This window comes from Sunxiuqinia sp., assembly GCF_055140945.1.
In genome coordinates this window covers 1-19,820 of record NZ_JBSQYS010000031.1, presented here as the reverse complement: position 1 = coordinate 19,820, position 19,820 = coordinate 1, and the positions used below count along the sequence as shown (strand labels likewise).

Below are 19,820 nucleotides of genomic sequence, written 5' to 3'. Positions count from 1 at the left end.
GTAAAAGGAACCGGGGACAAGGTTTGTCCCCGGCTATCACTCTTCATTAAACCCACTCTTCAGCCAATACATCCCCTCGTATTCCAACAACAATTTCTTTTACCGGAACTTTTCTGCTCGCACGTTCAGTAGCCATCTTTACCAACTGCGATAATCCTCCACAGCATGGAACTTCCATAATAACTACCGTCACGGTGTTCACTTTTGACTCATCAATCAATCGAATCAATTTTTCCAGGTAAATCGATTTTCCTTCATCCAATTTGGGGCATGCTATAACTAGTTTCTTTCCTTTTATAAATGTTTGGTGAAAACTACCGTGTGCAAAGGCGGCGCAATCGGCAGCAACCAGTAGGTCAGCTCCCTGAAAGTACCCGGCAGCCGGATTGATCAGGTGCATCTGTACCGGCCATTGCTGTAGTTCAGATTCGCCCGAATGGGTAGCCGTAGCTTCAGGAGCCATCATGAAAGCCGGTTTCTCAAAGCTTACCGAAGCCGATCCGGGACATCCGCCGCCACATCCACCACTTTGCTCTTGGCCCTCGGGCTTGCTGTTATGCACCTCGCTGATAATCGCTGACACATCCACGTCCAGGTCATCTTCGTTGGCTTTCAGGTAACGAACGGCGTCCTGCAAGAATCCGGTTTCGCCATGATCTTTTAAATGCTTCAAGTGGGCGATCAACAAGTTTTCACCTTTTGGAATCATTTGTTTGATTACAGTCACCTCGTCATATTCTTCAGCTTCACGTTTTTCAATTTCAATAGCTCCCTGAGGGCAATGGCCAAGGCAAGCTCCCAATCCGTCACACATCAATTCACTTATCAACCTTGCCTTTCCATCAATCACTTGCAGTGCTCCCTCGTGACAGTTTGGAATGCATTCTCCACATCCGTCACATAGTTCTTCGTCTATTTTAACTATTTCGCGTATCATTGTTTTCGTTTTAATTTCTGAAACAAAAATAGGGTTCAGGTGGTTTCTGACTTGTATCAAATGTTACAAACTCGTTTTTTTATGCTGAATTTTGAATTGTTAAGCCGTTCTCCGGTTTTTAAAGGGCTTACCCCCGACCAACTTTCGTCCTTGATGTCGAATGTGCATTATCAGGTTCGAAGTTTTGAAAAAGATGATTTGGTTGTGCAGGCTGGCGACGAATGCAATCGTTTATTCATTGTATTGAAGGGGAGTGTGAAAGGTGAAATGGCCGATTATTCGGGAAAGACAATTAAAATTGAAGATATTGAAGCACCTCGACCACTGGCTGCCGCTTTTTTGTTTGGGCAAAAAAACCGATTTCCGGTAACGGTTATCGCTAATGGAGAAGTAAACTTGTTGAGTATTGAACGGTCCGAATTTCTGAAAATGCTTCAGAATGATCAACAAATTCTAACCAATTACCTGAACTCCATTTCGTCGCGAGCACAATTTCTTTCTCAGCGAATTAAGTTTTTATCATTTAAAACCATTAGGCAAAAGATTGGGCACTACTTGCTTGATTTGGCCGGTGATCGATTAGCGGTAGTTGAGTTGCCGATGGGACAAGTTCAATTGGCCGAGTACTTTGGTGTTACCAGGCCTTCGCTGGCCCGTGCTTTGGGGGAGCTGGTGCAGGAAGGTTACATTGAAGTGCAACGACGCACCATTCGTATTCTGGACAAACAACAGATGAGCGAATTGTTGAAGGGCTAATTTTCCTAAAAATACAGGTACAGGCATGAAACGAACATGTGAAAATTAATGCACTCAGGAGGATCATTATTTGGGAGTTCCATCGAAATCAGCTTGCGAATTCTATTGAATACCCTTAAAATAAACGATAGAATGAGATGAATGCCATTGAAAATTTCAAATTATAATGAAAAAACTAAAACTCCGAGAAAAGCTATTCTACCAGTTTGATCAATTTCAGCAGCCGAAGTTGTTTCATTTTACTTCAACGAAAAAGTGCTGGGGGAGCGATAGAAAATCACGTTTTACCGGCGATGCTGTTGAAACCTATCTTCCGTTTCGCAAAGAATTAGCCAATGCACTTGATTTGGATTTGCCGCAGTTGGTGTTTCCTCTGCAAAATCATGGTACGCAGGTTCAAATCATACAAGAGCCAACCAACTCACCTGATATTTCTGAAACTGATGCCTTGATCACAAGCCAGCCGGGAATCTGCATTTGTGTACAAACAGCTGATTGTGTTCCGATCTTATTGTACGACCCGATTAAAGCAGTAGTCGCTGCTGTTCATGCGGGTTGGCGAGGAACGGTTAGTCAGATTCTGGTGAAAACGATTCAAACAATGCAAGCCAATTTCAACACAAACCCCAGTGATATTTTGATAGGAATTGGGCCATCCATCTCTCAGGATAATTACGAAGTGGGAGCAGATGTGATTGCTCAGGTGAAAGGGCAGTTTGTGAATCATTCTGATTTATTGAAGACAAGCAAGCAAGGCAAAGCAAAACTTGATTTGTGGGAAGCCAATAAAACCCTGGCGTTAAAAGCCGATGTTCTTGAGTCTCAAATTGAAATTATGGGACTGTGCTCGTATCAGGAACAATCACTGTTCTACTCTGCCCGACGCGATGGTGCAGATACCGGACGAATGGTTAGTGGAATCATGTTATCTTGACATCTACGTATGTTGACACATGTCGAATCAGTTGGAATTAGAATTAGGTTTTTCGTTCTAACACAATCTTGGCTGGAGGACTATTCCGGAGGTCTTGCGTTTGCAAGGCCTCCTTTTTTTGCGACCTGTTGAACCGATTTGATTTATTACCTTTGTTCCCATTATTGAATTAAACCATGCAGGTGGCATCACCCTGCACTTAAAAAAAACAAAAAAATGCAAAACGAAATACTTTGGGTAGTCATGTTGTTGGCCAATTTCCTTCTGATTATTGGAGCCTACAAATTGTTTGGCAAAGGAGGTTTGGTCATGTGGATTCCAATCTCGGTAATCGTTGCAAATATTCAGGTGATCCAAACGGTAGAATTATTTGGCTTAGTCGCCACCTTGGGAAATATTGTTTATGCCAGCTCTTTTTTAGTAACCGATATTTTATCCGAAAACTACGGAAAGTCCGATGCGAAAAAAGCGGTTTGGATTGGCTTTTTCAGTCTGATTTCGATGACGCTGCTGATGAATCTGGCGCTTTACTTTTTACCCTTGGAAGGTGACGAATTTGCATCATCCACTCATGAATCGTTGAGCACCATTTTTAAATTGATGCCACGAATTGCCATTGCCAGCCTGGCCGCTTACCTGGTTTCGCAACAGCATGATATCTGGGCTTTTCATTTTTGGAAGAAACGGTTTTCATCGGATCGGCAATTGTGGTTGCGAAACAATTTGAGTACCATGGTTTCGCAATTGCTCGATAGCGTTGTTTTTACGTTCATCGCCTTTTATGGGGTTTTCGAACTTTCTTTGCTTTATGAAATTCTACTTACCACTTACCTGTTAAAGTGGGCTGTTGCCGCTGCCGACACCCCCTTTGTTTATTGGGCAAAGCATATCCATAAAAACAATCGGTTTGTGGTGAAATAAACTAGGTACGCCAAAACCAGTGTGTAAATAAGGTGAGCACCGGAAAGATTTCAAGCCGCCCAATCAACATGGTAAATGTGAGCAAATATTTGGATGGCTCAGTGAGCATACTGAAGTTCGATGCCGGCCCTACGTTACCAAATCCGGGGCCAATGCCCCCCATCGTCGTTACAATTGAACCAAACGAGGTTTCCCAGTCGTTCCCGATACCAATCATGACTATTGTGCCTATTACAACGATACCGTAATACAGCAGGATGAAGTTTGATACTGCGCCAACTTGCTTGGGAGAAAGAGTGCGGTTGTTGTATTTGACATGGTATACCGCATTGGGCGAGATGGTCTGCTTGATGCTTTTTTTAATAACCTGCCAATTGATGTAATGGCGGATGACTTTTACTCCACCTCCGGTTGATCCTGCGCAAGCACCAACCAACATCAGTAAAACAATCATCATGATGCCGTGTGTCGGCCAAAGCAAATAGTCGTCAGTGGCAAATCCGGTTGCTGTAATTACCGATATCACTTGGAAATAGGAATTGCGGAATGCTTTTTCGAACGAAATTTCACTTGAGAAAAACAAGATGAGTGTTAATACCGCTCCCACCAAAAACACAATTTTTAAATAAAACCACAGCTCATTGTTTTGAAGAGCCTTTTTATATTTACCACTGGCAATTAAAACATGCAGCACAAAATTAATTCCCGATAAAAGCATGAAGACCGTAATGACATACTGAATGTAAGGCGAGTAGTCGGCTATTGATGTGTTCTTAGTTGAGAATCCTCCTGTGGCAACCGTGGCAAACGAATGACAAATACTGTCGAAAAGATTCATGCCTCCCAAGGTTAATAAAACAGTCTCAAGAGCAGTAAGTCCGACATAAATCATCCAGATGCTCCGGGCAACATACCTGATTTTAGTTGAAAATTTTTCTTCTACTACGACAGATGCTTCGAGATTAAAAAGCTGGCCTCCATACATTTTCAGCAAAGGCATAATGGCAACTACCAGCACGATAATCCCCATTCCTCCTATCCAGTGTGTTTCGCTGCGCCAAAAGAGCATGCTTCGTGGCAGCGATTCAATATCGCTTAAAATAGACGAACCTGTAGTTGTAAAACCTGACATGCTCTCAAACCAGGCATCAGCAAAGGCCGGAATCGTTTGAGTGTACAGATAGGGTAAACTGCCAAAAAAAGCTAAGAAGATCCATCCGGCTGAAACAATGATCAGACCCTCTCGCACACCCGGTTCTCCATATCTGCTATTCCAGCTAACTAAATAAAGGAAACCGCCAGTCCCCAATGTTGTTAACACCGCAAAAAATACTCGTTTAAGTTCCGGTTCGTGATCGTACCATGAAATGAGCAACGAAAGGATCATAAATAGCCCTTCGAAAAGAATAATAATTGAAATGATATGAATAACAAGAAGTATATTGATGTTACTTCTCTTTTGAAAATTCATGATAAGTTACAATTGAAAATGAATAATAAAACACGAGCAGGAGAAGCTGTTGATTTTATCCGTTTATTGGAGGAGATAAGTTGCCGGTTTCGTGAAGCCACCTGGAGTAGCGTAGAAAAATGCGGATTGTGTAACTTGTATTTCGAATGTTGTGGATCGAACAGGATTGTAGAATAACTTAACTTCCCCTGAAAACAAGTTTGAATGTCCCCGCTCAGCATATCATCCAGACAAATTGATTGGTCTTTCGAGTCCAGCGAATATGCGTTCAATAGTTCTCCTGCCGATGAGAACAGCGCACGAAATAAGACAAATACTGAAAATATTGTTACAAGTAATTTCAAACCACTCTGCATTTTTCTAATAAATCACGAAGCAAAGCTACCGATAAAACAAAGATGATGATCAACCCGGTGTGCAATTATTCATCTATCATTTGAAAATTAAGGCTTGATTAATACTCCGGGGCTCAATTTCAGAAATTCACTGAATTGATTAATTTATCCATACATTATTTGCCATGTTATAATAAATATGTTAGTTTGAAACGAACATGAACTTTTTTAATCAAAAACTCACACCCAAGGATGATTAAAAAAGTTTATGTGAGAGCGGAGCGGTTCCATCCGTTCTCAAATTTTAAAGTAATTTTTAAAAACTTGAAAATTTTAAACGGATGAAAAAAGAATGGTTTTTGATTCAGAAAACTAGTTATTTTTACAGCGTTAAGCTTTAGAATAAAACAGTTATTTATGAAACGAACATGTAAAAACTCAGCCAAACAGAAGGTTGACTATATGCGAGTTCTATATGATGTCATAAAAAATAAACAAGTATAACCGTATGAAGATATTTAAATTTGGTGGAGCCTCAGTCAGCTCAACTGATGCTATAAAAAACGCCACTTCAATCATCGAATTATTTCCTGATAAAAAAGTTATTGTTGTTTCAGCAATGGGCAAAACAACCAATGAACTAGAGGAGTTGGTTAAAAGCTATTTCAACAGAGCGAGTAACATGGAGTTAATTTTGGAGCGCATCAGGAATTATCATGCCGGTATTACCGCCGGACTTGGATTGACTGCTGCTGACTTGGTTCAGGTTGAAGTGTTGTTTGCGGATCTGAAAAAGCGCCTGAGCATGAATCCATCGTTAAACTTCGACTACGAGTATGATCAGGTGGTCTGCTATGGCGAGCTGATTTCAACGGCCATCATCTCTGCCTACTTAAACAAGCAGGGATTGAAAAACCGATGGATGGATATCCGCCAAAGTTTGCGAACAGATGAAACGCATCGCGAGGCAATTGTTGATTGGAAATGGTCGGAGATGTTGATCAATAACAGCTTTAATTTTCGTGATACCGATTTGTATGTAACGCAGGGGTTTATTGGCTCAACCAATACCAATCAAACGACCACACTGGGTCGTGAGGGGTCTGATTTTACAGCTGCAATTTTGGGTAACCTGCTAAATGCAGAGAGTGTCACCATCTGGAAAAATGTCCCCGGTGTATTGAATGGTGATCCGGTTGATTTTGAAGACACGGTAAAACTCGAAGAGCTTTCGTACCGGGAAGCAATTGAGCTGGCCTATTCCGGAGCCAAAGTGATTCATCCGAAAACGATCAAACCCTTGCGCAACAAAAAAATTCCGCTCTTGGTTCGACCATTCGATTTTCCCGATCAGGCTGGAACCATGATCCATGATGTGGGGCACCAGCTGGATTTGGTCCCGATTTTTATATTGAAGAAAAATCAGGCACTGGTTACCATTTCTCCGTCCGACTTTTCATTTATTGGTATTGACGAACTGTCGGGGGTTTTTAGCCTGTTTAAGAAGCGCCGCATCAAGGTCAACCTGATACAGCAATCGGCAATCGACCTTTCGTTGTGTATTGATGAGCCTGAGGTTGGTTTGGAAACCTTGGTTGTTGAACTACGAAAAAAGTTTGACGTTCTATACAATACCGGCTTGATTTTGGCAACCATCCGGTTTTATGATGAAGATGCGCTGATTAAAATGAAAAATAACCGTCAATTGTTTTTGGAACAAAAAAGCCGCCGAACAGCCCGTTTGGTTCTGAAATAAAGAATCGGGTCGCCCTTCGAAACGGTATTTTCCAATAAGGGTTGTTGCAATAATATTATTTTGTTTGTCGCAAACATGTATTTTATTGTAAATTTAAACATCCTAAAAAACGATCGGGTTCGGGCAAAAATCAACAACATGGTAAAAAGTAAAAAAAACAAACGACTTCCATTTCTGATCATCTTATTTGTAGTCTTGATCATTATAATATTAATTGTTGCTAAAAATAAAGGCTGGATTGGTAAAGACTTTGAGATAAAGGTAACTACAGAGCAAGTTGAAAGCAAAACCATTGTTGAGCTGATTACGGCAAACGGAAAAGTTCAGCCGGAAACGGAAGTGAAAATTAGTCCTGACGTTTCGGGTGAAATTATTCAGATGGATGTTGAGGAGGGTGATGAAATCCGGAAAGGGCAGTTATTGGTCATCATTAAGCCCGATATGTATATTCAGGCGTTGAATCGTGCCGAAGCCAGCCTGAATTCATCAAAGGCACGCTTAGCTCAGGCAGAAGCTCAGCTCATTGAAAAGGAACTTTCTTTTGATCGATCCAAAACCTTATTCGGACAAGAGGCTATTCCAAAGTCGGAATTTGAGTCGGCCCAGGCAGCTCACAAAATTGCGCTGGCTGAAGTTCGTGCGGCTGAATTTTCAGTAAAATCAGCGGAGGCATCGGTAGCCGAGGCTCAAGAGCAGTTGGTGAAGACCAAAATATATTCGCCGATGGATGGAACTATTTCCCGGTTAAACGTTGAGCAGGGCGAACGGGTCGTTGGAACCAACATGTACGCCGGAACCGAAATGATGGTGATTGCCAACCTCAATAAAATGGAAGTAAAGGTAGAGGTTAACGAAAATGATATTGTGAAGGTGGTAAAGGGAGATACGGCCTTGGTTGAGGTTGACGCTTATTTAAACCGGAAATTTAAAGGCGTTGTTACTGAAATTGCAAATTCTGCCAACACGGTCGGGGCGTCTAACGATCAGGTGACCAATTTCAACGTGAAGGTGCTTTTGTTGCAAGAGTCGTATGCTGATTTAATCGACAGCACGTCAATGAATGTTTATCCCTTTCGCCCCGGTATGTCAGCTACCGTCGATATTCAGACAGAGACCCGCAGAGGGGTAATCGCCATCCCCATTCAGGCTGTAACAACCCGGGTTGTTGAAGGTGAGAAGTCATCAGAAAAATCGGAGGCTGAAAAGGAGGAAATTGTTTTTCTTTTAAAGGATGGTTTTGCCCGCAGACAAGCCGTTGAAACCGGTATTCAGGATAATATGGATATTGAAATTTTAAATGGGATTCGTGATGGCGACGAAGTAATTACCGGGCCTTATAATATTGTCAGCCGAACGTTGAAAGATAGCGTGAAAGTGCAATCGGTTGATGAAAAGGAACTGTTTGAAACAAAAGAATAATTCCGGACTAAAAAACTCAGTTCGATTTTAAGAGCAGCAAGGACGTGTTGTATTTTTAGTTGACCTCAGCCCCTTTCTGTAACAGGATGCGGTTGAATACGATTATCTCCGATCACTTTCGACTTCCATTGGGAGCAACGGAATTTTTATAAAATGAAGAAACTTTTCAGAAGAGTTTGAATAGCAATACCAGATAAAAAAAGGAAGGCTTTCTCATTGTGAGAAAGCCTTCCTTTTTTTATTGATTGATTGAATCGGTTATCCACATTTGGAAGAACCGCAGTCAGGGCAGGTTAAGCAACCTTCCTGATAAATAACGTTATTTGATCCACATTCGCCACAAACAGTCCCTTCAGCAACCGTTCCGTCTGGAATGTATTTTTTCAGCGCGCGGGCAACGCCGGCTTTCCAGCTATTTATGGTGTCGTTGTCGAGTTGTAGGCTCGTTACCGTATCCACAACTTTATGAATTGACATGCCATGACGTAGAATTCCGGAAATCAATTTTGCATAGTTCCAGAACACCGGATTGAATTTGTACGACAAGCCTTCAATGGTGGTTTTATATCCACGTTTGTTGGTGTATTGGAAATCGTAACGTGAGTTTCCTGCATCATCGCGGCTTTTGATGATTTTGCCTTTGGTCACGGAGCGAGGTAATAAAATACCGTCCTCATCATCCTGCAGCCCGGTAAAAATTTCGTAAGGAAGATCGCCTACCAAACCAATAAATGCAACCCACTTGTCTTTGTTGTTTTGAAAGCGCACCACATCAGCTTCAAGTTCGTCAGGCCGATTGGTTGGGAAAGAGGAGAATTTTGCCTTTTTCTTATCTTCTTTCTTATTTGAAATCAGAACGCCTGAACGAGACCCGTCACGATAAACGGTAACTCCTTTGCATCCGCTTTTCCATGCTTCGAAGTAGAGTTTTCCGACCAACTCTTCTTCAGCATCCGCAGGTAAATTGATGGTTACACTAATCGAATGGTCAACCCATTTTTGAATACGGCCTTGCATGTGCACTTTACGCATCCAGTCAACATCGTTTGACGTGGCTTTGTAATAAGGCGATTTAGCGACCAATTCGTCCAGCTCTTCTTGTTCATATTGCTTGGTTGTATCGTAGCCATTAGCTTTCATCCAAGTCACAAATTTGTGATGAAAAACAATGTACTCTTCCCAGCTGTCACCTACTTCATCAACAAAGTCTACACGTACTTCCTTATCATTTGGATTAACTTTACGACGACGTTTGTATACAGGCATAAAAACCGGCTCAATTCCAGAAGTTGTTTGCGTCATCAAGCTGGTTGTTCCTGTTGGAGCAATCGTTAGCAAGGCAATGTTGCGTCGGCCATATTTTACCATGTCCGCGTAAAGCGCTTCGTCTTGTTCCCGAATGCGCTGAATCATAGGATTGTTCTTTTCACGCTCACTATCGTATATTGCAAACGATCCTCTTTCCTTCGCAATATTAACTGACGAACGATAAGCTTCAACAGCCAGCGTCTTGTGAATTTCCTCACTAAAATCAGTGGCGTCTTCGGTTCCATAACGCAACCCTAATGAGGCAAGCATGTCGCCCTCTGCTGTAATGCCAACTCCTGTTCGACGTCCTTCTTTGGCTTTTTTCTGAATTTTCTCCCAAAGTTTGAGCTCAATGTATTTGATTTCTTCGGCTTCAGGATCGGCTTTGATTTTTTCAATAATACCGTCAATTTTCTCCAGCTCCAAATCAATAATGTCATCCATCATTCGCTGAGCATAGCCAACATGTTCTTTAAACTTTTCGAAGTTGAATTTCGACTCTGGAGTAAATGGGTTTTCTACATAAGAATAAAGATTGATTGCCAATAAACGACAGCTGTCGTAGGGGCAAAGAGGTATTTCGCCACATGGATTTGTCGAAACCGTTTTGTAGCCTAAATCTGCATAGCAATCAGGAACTGATTCGCGCGTAATAGTATCCCAGAAAAGAATACCCGGCTCGGCAGATTTCCAGGCGTTGTGTACAATCTTTTTCCAGATTTGGTTCGCATTGGTTTCTTTTACAAACACCGGATTTTCAGACTCGATTGGGTATTGCTGGCTGTAAAGTTCTCCACTTTCGATCGACTGCATAAAGTCGTCGTGAATTTTTACCGATACATTTGCGCCGGTAACTTTCCCTTGTTCCAACTTGGCATCAATAAAACTTTCAGAGTCGGGATGTTTAACAGAAACAGAAAGCATCAACGCTCCACGACGACCATCCTGAGCGACCTCTCGGGTTGAGTTTGAATAGCGCTCCATAAACGGAACGATGCCCGTTGAAGTTAAGGCTGAGTTTTTAACTGGTGAACCCTTGGGCCGAATATGTGATAAATCATGCCCAACGCCCCCACGTCGTTTCATCAGCTGTACTTGTTCCTGATCGATTTTCAGGATACCACCATAAGAGTCTGAGTCGCCCTCGTTTCCAACAACAAAGCAATTGGAAAGAGACGCAATCTGATAGTCGTTACCGATTCCCGTCATTGGACCACCTTGGGGAACGATATGTTTAAAATCTTTCAGAAGCTCGTAAACCTGTTTTTCAGACATCGGGTTTTCATACTTCTTTTCGATTCTGGCAATTTCTTTTGCCAGGCGCATATGCATTTCGTCTGGATTCTTTTCATAGATATTACCGAAAGAATCTTTCAACGCATATTTGTTAATCCATACCCGGGCTGCTAAATCATCTCCGTTGAAATAATTCAATGTTGCCTGGTATGCTTCCTCTTGGGAAAAAATTTTCTTGCCCGTTTTGGGCTCAACTGCCACATTTTTGAAAGCCATACACCAAAAATTAAAATACTGTTTTTGTTAACTGATTGTAAACTTGGTTACAAGTTAAATCCCTTTACGCTGTTTTTGCTCCATGCAATATAACATTGAAATGAAGAAAATGGAAGACTTTTTATTTAATGAGGCTTTAAAGTTATCAACCAAAATGTGTTAGTTGACTAATAATCAACATTTAATGTTTTTGATAATTAAGAAAAGTTTACCAAAACGGAAGACAAATGTAAAAAGGGGAGCTAAAAGTTATCCAAATGTAAACGATTGGCATTCAAAACAACATGGTACGATTTGACTTGAAAATAGTTTCAAAAATTAAAATATGTTGAAAACTTTTTCCAGAACCACTTGTGTTGCTCCCAGGTTTTTATTCATAAACTCCTGGGACTTTTTTGCAATTTCCTGACGCAATTTTTCATCTTTTAGTAGCTGATTTAAAAGCTGGGTCAGCTCGTCCGATTCGCTTATTGAGAATGCTGCTCCAACCTTCCTCAGGTTGACGGCTTCCTGAAACTTCAGGTAATTGGGCCCAAAAATTACGGGGATGTTGTAAATGGCGGCTTCAAGCGTATTGTGAATGCCCACTCCAAATCCTCCGCCAATGTACGCAATGTCAGCATAGCGATAAATGCTGGACAGGATGCCAATAGTGTCGATTATTAGAATGCGTACGTTGCTCAGATCCTGTTCGCCGGCTTGTGTGTATCGGATAGCTTCTTCCGGGCACAGCTCCAATAGTCTTTTAATGTTACTTTCTTTGACTTCGTGGGGGGCAAAAATAATCTTTGTATTGTCGTCTTGTTTGACGAATTCCATTAGCCGTTCTTCATCGGGTGCCCAGCTGCTCCCGGCAACAATTAGTTTCTGTTGGTTTTTGAATTTCTCGATTAGTGGAAGCGTTTTACTGTTCGATGCGATTTCGGAAACCCGGTCGAATCGGGTATCTCCGGTAATCGTGTAATTTTCTATCCCAACACCGGCAAGCAGCTTTGCCGAGGCTTCGGTTTGCACAAAGAAATGACTGATCTTGTTCAGTGTTTTCCGATACCACTTCGCCCCGATACCATTTTTAAAGAAAAGCTGTTCTTTGCGAAAGATAGCCGAAACCAAATAAAGTGGAATGTTTTGTTGGTGGAGGAGCCGAATGTAGTTGTACCAAAATTCATATTTAATAAAGAATACCTTTTCGGGCTTCACCATCTGAATGAACCTGCGGGCATTTTTGGGTGTGTCTATCGGGAGGTAGCAGATGTAGTCAGCCTGCTCATAATTCTTTCTTATTTCGTATCCGCTGGGCGAAAAAAAGCTCAGTAGTATCTGGTAGCCGGGATGCTGTTTTTTGATTTGCTCAATTAGTGGCCGTCCCTGTTCAAACTCCCCCAGTGAAGCACAGTGAACCCAAATGATGGGTTTGCTGTGATCAAGCTCTTCGTTTAGGTATGGAAAAGTCGTTTTCTGACCGTTAAGGAGCAGGCGGGCCTTTTCGTTGAACAAGGCTGAAACCCTCACGGCCAGTATATAAAAACGAATACCAAGATGATACAGAAAATCCATAGTTTGACTGACTTAATTCGGTAGTAAAAGTAGTGAAATGTTTATGTATTGAATTGCTTATGTCTGGTTTTGCAGATACCCTACATCTTTTTTCAGGTTTGGCTCAAACGAGGCTTCAACCGCAAGTTCGTCGCACCGTTCATTTTCGGGAATATTGGCATGTCCTTTCACCCACTTGAAGCTGACTTGGTGTAGCTGATAAACTTTCAGGAAGCGAGTCCACAAATCGACATTCTTCTTGCCCTTGAAACGCTTCTTCACCCAGCTCCACAGCCATTTTTTTTCAACTGCATCCACCACATATTTGGAGTCGGAGTAAATGGTCACCTGACAATTGGAAAACTTCAAAGCTTCAAGAGCTACAATGACGGCAAGTAGCTCCATCCGGTTGTTGGTTGTCAGCTCAAAGCCTTCCGAAATTTCTTTGCGATGCTGTCCGGCCAGCATCACAACTCCGTAACCGCCCGGCCCGGGATTACCTCTGGCCGCACCATCAGTGTATATTGTAACGCGTGGTGAGTTTGTCATGATTCAGTTATTTGGGGCAAATATACAAATAGAAAAGGGTGACCCTACTTTCTGGTCACCCTCAATTTATATGGTACTACAATTTTTATTGAATGATGGTCATTTCTTCGATCAGGTTGGTGGCACCGGCGAACTTGTCGATTGTCCAAAGAACAAAGCGAATGTCAACATTAATACACTTCTGGAGCTCCGGTTCAAAAGCCAGATCGCCACTCATGGCTTCCCAGTTTCCATCAAAGGCGACACCAATCAACTCTCCACGGGCATTCATCACCGGGCTTCCTGAGTTACCTCCGGTGATGTCGTTGTTCGTGATAAAGCAGGTATGGAGTGTGCCATCCTCATCGGCATAACGCCCATAATCTTTTGCATAATACAGTTCCTTCAGCTTCTCGGGAACATCGAACTCATCATCACCGGGGATTTCCTTTTCAATATATCCCTTCAAAGTGGTGTAGTAACTGTATTGAACTCCGTCGCGAGGAACATAATCGCCAACAGTTCCATAGCTTAAACGCAGGGTTGAATTGGCATCCGGATAAAACTTTTTGTCCTTGTACATCTCCATTAATCCGGCAACAAACAAGCGTCTTCCGGTTAACAGGTCATCTGCTGTCATGTTCATCTTTGCCCCGATAATGGACATCATGTCAAACACTTCCAACGAAGCCTGAAAGGCGTTGTCTTTTTTCAATGTTCTGAGCTTCGGGTTGTCCAGAAATTCTTCCAGCTGGCTTCTGTCGGCAAAAATGGTTTTGTCGAACATCTCAGAAACAAATTCCTGATAATCGCCTTTATATTTCGAATGAATTTTATCGAGGAACGGAGGTCGGTAGGCCTGAGTCACATTGTTATTGTAGACCTTTAGTAATTTAGCCGTAATTTTCTCATCGGTTCTGGCATCATAATCCTTGTAAAACTCATCGAGCTCCGAGCGGATTTGTTGTACATTTGCTTCGATCCGGTTTGTATTATCGCTCTTAAGAGCTTGGTAAAGCCCTTTGGCTCCATAGCTGAAGAAAAAGATCTCCGGACCTCTCACCATGGTTTCCACCAGGTACTCATAGGCTTTTTCATCTTGTGTATCTTCATAACTGCGTTCAATCAAGTCCAAGGCTTTGCCGTATTTTTCTTTACGTTCGTCGTTGGCATTTACCCAGTTTGTGAATTCCTTTTCAATCGCCTGTTTATTTTCAATAACATCTAATGCTTTCAATCCTTTGTTTTGCCCAATGCTGTATTTGTAGTAGTTCGAGCTGCGGGCATATTTTGATGCATATTGAATATTTGCTTTCTGACTGGTGTTCATGTAACCATTCAAAATCTCCAGCTTTTCGCCACGGGCATCAATGCGAGCCTGGTTGGTTCCGTTCATGGTGTATTGAATACCAAATGAAGATTTGTAACGGTTAGTGCTTCCCGGATAGCCCATCACCATGGCGAAATCGCCTTCTTCATATCCTTTCAATGAGATTTTCAGGTGGTATTTTGGTTGATAGGGAATATTATCTTCCGAATAGCTGGCCGGCTTTCCATCCGGTCCGCAGTACACTCTAAACATGCTAAAGTCGCCCGTATGGCGAGGCCACATCCAGTTGTCGGTGTCGCCACCAAACTTACCGATCGATTTTGGTGGAGCTCCTACCAGGCGGACGTCGCGAAAAGTTTCGTATACAAATAAATAGTATCGGTTTCCTTTAAATAGGGCCTGAACTTTTGCATCATAGTGGGTATCTTCAATGGCATCTTTCTGGATGATGAACGAATTCTTCTGGATTTGTGCATTGCGCTCATCAAAGTCCATATCGTCGGTTACATTAACAAGAACCGAATCGGTTACATCTTCAACCCGAACTAAAAAAGAAGCTGTTTTACCCGGGTTCGGCAGCTCCTCTTCCTTGGTTTTTGCCCAAAAGCCATCGCGCAGGTAATCGTGTTCAACAGAGCTGTGCTCCTGAATTTCTCCAAATCCGCAATGATGATTGGTCAGCAACAGCCCCTCTGACGAGATAATCTCTCCGGTGCAGGAACCATGATCCAATGCAACTACGGCATCTTTTAAACTTGATTTATTGATTGAATAAATATCTTCAGCGCTTAACTCCAATCCCAACTTGTGCATATCGCCAATATTCAGTTTCTGAATAAGCGATGGCAACCACATTCCTTCGTCGGCTATTGCTGCATGCTGAAAAAGCAGGCAAAGACCAAGAAGTACAACATTAATCCTCTTCATTCGATATCAGTTAATTCAAAATTATAAGTCCACAAATAAAAAGCCACAAATATACTGATCTGTTGTTTACAGCAAATGATTTTTTCAGCCGATGTGATTTTTATTCAAGCAATAGGTTGGCGAACGGCCGTTTTCATTACATAAACGCGCCTACTTTTATTGAATTGAAATTAGCTTGACCACAAGCCGCCGAATTGTGTTGTTTCCGATGGCTCCTAATTTTCAGGTGGTCGCTTGATTTTCGCCGGGTGTAAATTTCTCTATCTTTGCAGTGATTTTTTTTGAACTGAATATTCGAAGCAATCGGAATATTGCTTGACAACATTGAAATAATAAACGAATGAATGCCAAAAAAGTAAGGGTGCGCTTTGCCCCAAGTCCAACCGGCCCGCTTCATATGGGCGGTGTCCGAACTGCTTTATTTAATTACTTATTTGCGAAAAAGCATGGTGGCGATTTTTTGCTGCGGATTGAAGATACCGATCAAACCCGTTATGTGCCGGGAGCCGAAGATTACATTTTAGAAGCCCTGCAATGGTGTGGGTTAAATCCGGTGGAAGGCCCTGGAATTGGAGGCGAGTTTGGCCCCTATCGCCAGAGCGAGCGAAAAGCCATGTACCGTCAGTATGCAGAACAATTGGTAGAAAGCGGACATGCTTACTATGCCTTTGATACGTCGGAGGATTTAAGCCGGCTGAGGACCGAAGCAGAAGCTAAAAAGGAGGTTTTTTCGTACGACTTGCATACGCGTGGTCAGTTGAACAATTCCCTGACTTTATCAGCCGAAAAAGTACAGCAACAGATTGCTTCGGGAGAACCGTACATCATTCGGTTTAAAATGCCTGAAAATACCGATGTTGTTGAAAAAGACCTGATTCGTGGTGAGGTTAAATTCAATACCAATCAGCTGGACGACAAAGTATTGTTTAAAGCCGATGGTATGCCGACTTATCATTTGGCTAACGTGGTCGACGACCATTTGATGCAGATTACTCATGTGATTCGTGGTGAGGAGTGGTTGCCTTCAATGCCCCTACACATTTTGTTGTACGAAGCATTTGGCTGGGGCGAAAACCGTCCGCAGTTTGCGCACTTGCCATTAATTCTGAAACCTACCGGAAAAGGGAAATTGAGCAAGCGCGACGGCGACAAGATGGGGTTCCCGGTATTTCCTTTGCAATGGACCGATCCGAAGTCGGGTGATGTTGCACGTGGTTACCGTGAGGATGGTTATTTCCCTGAAGCCTTTGTGAATTTGCTGGCCTTGCTGGGTTGGAATGCCGGAACGGAGCAGGAATTTTTCAGCATGGATGAATTGATTCAGGAATTTAGCCTGGAGCGGGTGGTAAAAGCCGGCGCTCGTTTTGATCCGGAGAAAGCCAAATGGTTCAACCGACACTATTTTCAGCAAAAAGATGATGCGGAATTGGCTGAAGCATTCAAACCTATGTTGAAAGAAAAAGGCGTTGAAGTGTCCAATGAAACTATTTTAAAAGTGGTTGGCTTGGTGAAAGAGCGTTGTGAATTTGTTGCCGACCTGTGGGAGCAGGGAAACTACTTTTTTGTAGCTCCGGAAAGCTATGACGAGAAAACAGTAAAGAAAAAATGGAAAGCCGACACACCCGGGAAGTTGCAGGAAATTATTCAGCTTTTTAAAGACGTTGAAGTATGGGAAGCCGATTCAATTAAAGAGCAGTTCTCTGACTTTATGAACGATAAAGGCTGGGGATTTGGCATGGTGATGGTACCTGTTCGGTTGGCTTTAGTGGGCACCAGTGCCGGAGCCGACCTGTTTGATATTTGCGAAATTATTGGAAAAAACGAAACCATCCAGCGAATTGAACGAGCTATTGAAACGCTCTAACGCAAGCTAGCTGACGATAAAAGAAAAGTAAAACCCGGGATGGCGATCCCGGGTTTTGATTATCGAAAAGTTCAGTTATGCACTTTTCACTTTTAGCAACTCTTTACGCTTTTCACTCCATTTATGACAAGCAGCATAGGTTGCTTCGGCATAAGCCGGGATCTCTTCAAAATCAGTTAGCAAACGGTCTTCAATTAAGTCGTGAAGATCGCTGGCTTTTTGGCTGGCCCGAAACTTCAGTTTATTGACCAGCCTTTCCAGTTCGGCAATTTCCTCGGGACTCATAGGCATTGGTTTTATTTTTCGTCGGAACTAATTGTTTTTATCGAAGCAATTTTATTCCAGTCGTAGTAGGTGTTGCATATTTTTCCGTCGGTCGATTCCGACACCCAAACCACAGACTCTTCCAGAAAAATGGTCGCGTTCTCATAAATCACGCCTTCATTAATCTGCAGTTTGACTCCTTTTCGTTGCTTGCGCGACAATGTTCCGTGTAAAGGCATGGTGGCATATTCCAATACTTTTTCCCAAGTTTGTTTCAATTCCATATCAATCATTTTTGGCAGTTTACAATCGCGCATTGCATACCAAAAATGATGCAAAAAGAGTAAGTTACTGAAAACGAGTTAGCCGATTTCGATAATCGCACGAAAATGTAGGATTCAAAATACAAAATCGACAAAAATGTGGGAATCGATAAACCGACTTGCAGGACAAAATGGATAAAGGAAGTGTCCTGTATTTGTTCTGACTCCCCCTTCAGCTGATTACTGCTATCTCACCCTTTTGGCTCTTGGTTCTTTATTCTTGGATCTAAAATCTACTAGCTAACGTCTTGTTCTCTTTGCTTATGTTGGGGCGTTGCCCCAAACCCCAATTACTTTTTTGTCTCTTAAGAAACATCACTTTCTGTTTCTTTCTCATATAGCATTTTTTTAATGTGGTAACTTGATACCAAAAAGTATTCAAAAAAAATCTAGTCAAAGTTATCCTTCTCCGCGCGTCAGGATTTTTTCTTTCCGGCGCACTGCCCGGGATACCCGCCAAAAATCCTTCCCTCCACCGCTGGCCCGGGCTACTTTGACAGGCCATCACCTTTTCACCTGTCGGTGAAGCGGGGGACTTGGCTGACCCAAGCTATAAGCTCGTCTTCCTGAACTCGTTTCAGGATTTGCTGGCGACTTGCTCCATGCGATTTCTATTCCTCTTTTCTTTACCCTGAAAGGGTTATACAACAATAGCCCCAGGCAACGCCTGGGGGAAAATGCATTCGCATTTGAAATGGCGCAATCAAGCGGTGTTGAATGGTGGTAAACCTTTCATCCGCCATAATGGAAAATGTTTTTGAAATGTGTTAATGGGTTGTTTTGTTTTTTACCCCTAAATCCCCTGGAGGAGACTTTATGGCCTGCTGGAATCCAATTGCATGGGGCTTTATAGCTATCGGAATTTATGCAAATTGGTTGGGGCGTTGCCCCAAACCCCAGTTCCTTTTCTCCTTCGATGAGAAAAGTAACCAAAAGAATCAAGGCTGACGATGCTTTTGAACGAAAACTACGGGTCAGTCACTGCCCGAAAACCAAACTCCTCCTTTCAGTCGTCAAACAGGGTTTTCTTAGCGAGTGCCTTCGCTGTTTCCTTTCCTTGTTTTCTAGTTCAAAACCCTCGTAGGCCAAACGTTTCACCTATCGGTGAAGTTGGGGACTTGATTGTCCCATGCTATAGCTCGCCATCCTGAACGTGTTTCAGGATCTGTTAGCGAATTGCTCCAATACAAGCTAAAAGCTCCGAACCATTTCTCCTCCTTTTGAAGGAGGAGTCTCCAAGCATAGCGCGGGGGAGGTGGTTATTGATGAGGCAGACTCAGGGAAAAGTGCGAATTGCAGCACACCACCAACCACGAAGTACCAAAAAACCAACAGTCGGGGCTTCCGCAGAAGTGAAATCCGCAATGCTTATGATTGAATAACAGCAGGGTCATATCTGTGGCCAGTCAGGTCAAGCAGTTCGTTAACTATTCATTACAAATACTGAAATCGACCTTTTGCTCATTTATTTTATGCAATACTATTGTTTATTTAGTTCAATAGCGTTATCTTGGTTCACGATTCAGGTTCAGCACCCCATAATCAACAGTACAGGAGAGGAATACCAGTAACAACCGAAGAACCGGGACAGGGCTGTGCAGAATCACCGGTTAACAGCTACCGGAAAAGAGAAAGCTATCGACAAACAAGTCGGCACTGCCGGGCAAAAAATAAAAACAGATCTACTCAACCATTACTG

Annotated in this window: 15 protein-coding genes; 7 read left to right on the top strand and 8 right to left on the bottom strand. The window is 42.5% G+C overall.

The window, feature by feature from the left end:
- Positions 1-46 precede the first annotated feature (46 nt).
- On the bottom strand, positions 47-937 hold the full coding sequence (locus tag ACTB00_RS14120) for an ATP-binding protein (protein ID WP_463300564.1): 891 nt from the start codon (positions 935-937) through the stop codon (positions 47-49).
- 81 nt (positions 938-1,018) lie between these two features.
- On the opposite strand from ACTB00_RS14120, the gene ACTB00_RS14115 reads away from it, so the two are divergent.
- From ACTB00_RS14115 to ACTB00_RS14105, 3 genes are all read left to right on the top strand, one after another.
- Positions 1,019-1,693 (top strand): Crp/Fnr family transcriptional regulator, encoded by a 675-nt coding sequence (locus tag ACTB00_RS14115; protein ID WP_463300563.1) that lies wholly within the window; start codon positions 1,019-1,021, stop codon positions 1,691-1,693.
- Positions 1,694-1,859: 166 nt separating this feature from the next.
- Positions 1,860-2,627, top strand: coding sequence for a peptidoglycan editing factor PgeF (gene pgeF, locus ACTB00_RS14110; RefSeq protein ID WP_463300562.1), 768 nt, complete (start codon positions 1,860-1,862; stop codon positions 2,625-2,627).
- Positions 2,628-2,843: 216 nt separating this feature from the next.
- Complete coding sequence (locus tag ACTB00_RS14105; protein WP_463300561.1) at positions 2,844-3,548, top strand: queuosine precursor transporter; 705 nt, start codon at positions 2,844-2,846, stop codon at positions 3,546-3,548.
- Position 3,549: 1 nt separating this feature from the next.
- Here ACTB00_RS14105 and ACTB00_RS14100 read toward each other — a convergent pair whose 3' ends face one another.
- The gene (locus tag ACTB00_RS14100) at positions 3,550-5,019 is read right to left on the bottom strand and encodes a TrkH family potassium uptake protein (RefSeq protein ID WP_463300560.1); all 1,470 of its coding nucleotides are present in this window, start codon (positions 5,017-5,019) and stop codon (positions 3,550-3,552) included.
- A gap of 18 nt (positions 5,020-5,037) precedes the next feature.
- On the opposite strand from ACTB00_RS14100, the gene ACTB00_RS14095 reads away from it, so the two are divergent.
- The 3 genes from ACTB00_RS14095 (at position 5,038) to ACTB00_RS14085 (ending at position 8,529) form a co-directional block, all read left to right on the top strand.
- The gene (locus tag ACTB00_RS14095; RefSeq protein ID WP_463300559.1) at positions 5,038-5,196 is read left to right on the top strand and encodes a hypothetical protein; all 159 of its coding nucleotides are present in this window, start codon (positions 5,038-5,040) and stop codon (positions 5,194-5,196) included.
- A gap of 666 nt (positions 5,197-5,862) precedes the next feature.
- A complete protein-coding gene (locus ACTB00_RS14090; RefSeq protein WP_463300558.1) occupies positions 5,863-7,110 on the top strand; it encodes an aspartate kinase in 1,248 nt (415 codons plus the stop codon).
- Between the two features lie 138 nt (positions 7,111-7,248).
- Entirely contained in the window at positions 7,249-8,529 is a 1,281-nt protein-coding gene (locus ACTB00_RS14085) for an efflux RND transporter periplasmic adaptor subunit (protein WP_463300557.1), read from the top strand.
- A 258-nt stretch (positions 8,530-8,787) separates the two neighbouring features.
- Here the strand turns inward: ACTB00_RS14085 and ACTB00_RS14080 are convergent, their stop codons facing one another.
- From ACTB00_RS14080 to ACTB00_RS14065, 4 genes are all read right to left on the bottom strand, one after another.
- Positions 8,788-11,349 (bottom strand): adenosylcobalamin-dependent ribonucleoside-diphosphate reductase, encoded by a 2,562-nt coding sequence (locus ACTB00_RS14080; protein WP_463300556.1) that lies wholly within the window; start codon positions 11,347-11,349, stop codon positions 8,788-8,790.
- Positions 11,350-11,667: 318 nt separating this feature from the next.
- Complete coding sequence (locus ACTB00_RS14075; protein WP_463300555.1) at positions 11,668-12,906, bottom strand: 3-deoxy-D-manno-octulosonic acid transferase; 1,239 nt, start codon at positions 12,904-12,906, stop codon at positions 11,668-11,670.
- A 57-nt stretch (positions 12,907-12,963) separates the two neighbouring features.
- A complete protein-coding gene (rnhA, locus tag ACTB00_RS14070; RefSeq protein WP_463300554.1) occupies positions 12,964-13,434 on the bottom strand; it encodes a ribonuclease HI in 471 nt (156 codons plus the stop codon).
- Positions 13,435-13,519: 85 nt separating this feature from the next.
- Complete coding sequence (locus ACTB00_RS14065; protein WP_463300553.1) at positions 13,520-15,670, bottom strand: S46 family peptidase; 2,151 nt, start codon at positions 15,668-15,670, stop codon at positions 13,520-13,522.
- A 340-nt stretch (positions 15,671-16,010) separates the two neighbouring features.
- On the opposite strand from ACTB00_RS14065, the gene gltX reads away from it, so the two are divergent.
- Positions 16,011-17,534, top strand: a complete 1,524-nt coding sequence (gene gltX, locus ACTB00_RS14060; RefSeq protein ID WP_463300552.1) for a glutamate--tRNA ligase — start codon at positions 16,011-16,013, stop codon at positions 17,532-17,534.
- 75 nt (positions 17,535-17,609) lie between these two features.
- Here the strand turns inward: gltX and ACTB00_RS14055 are convergent, their stop codons facing one another.
- Both ACTB00_RS14055 and ACTB00_RS14050 read right to left on the bottom strand, forming a co-directional pair.
- Positions 17,610-17,819, bottom strand: a complete 210-nt coding sequence (locus tag ACTB00_RS14055; RefSeq protein WP_463300551.1) for a CCE_0567 family metalloprotein — start codon at positions 17,817-17,819, stop codon at positions 17,610-17,612.
- An 11-nt stretch (positions 17,820-17,830) separates the two neighbouring features.
- Complete coding sequence (locus tag ACTB00_RS14050) at positions 17,831-18,082, bottom strand: hypothetical protein (protein WP_159517513.1); 252 nt, start codon at positions 18,080-18,082, stop codon at positions 17,831-17,833.
- Positions 18,083-19,820 lie beyond the last annotated feature (1,738 nt).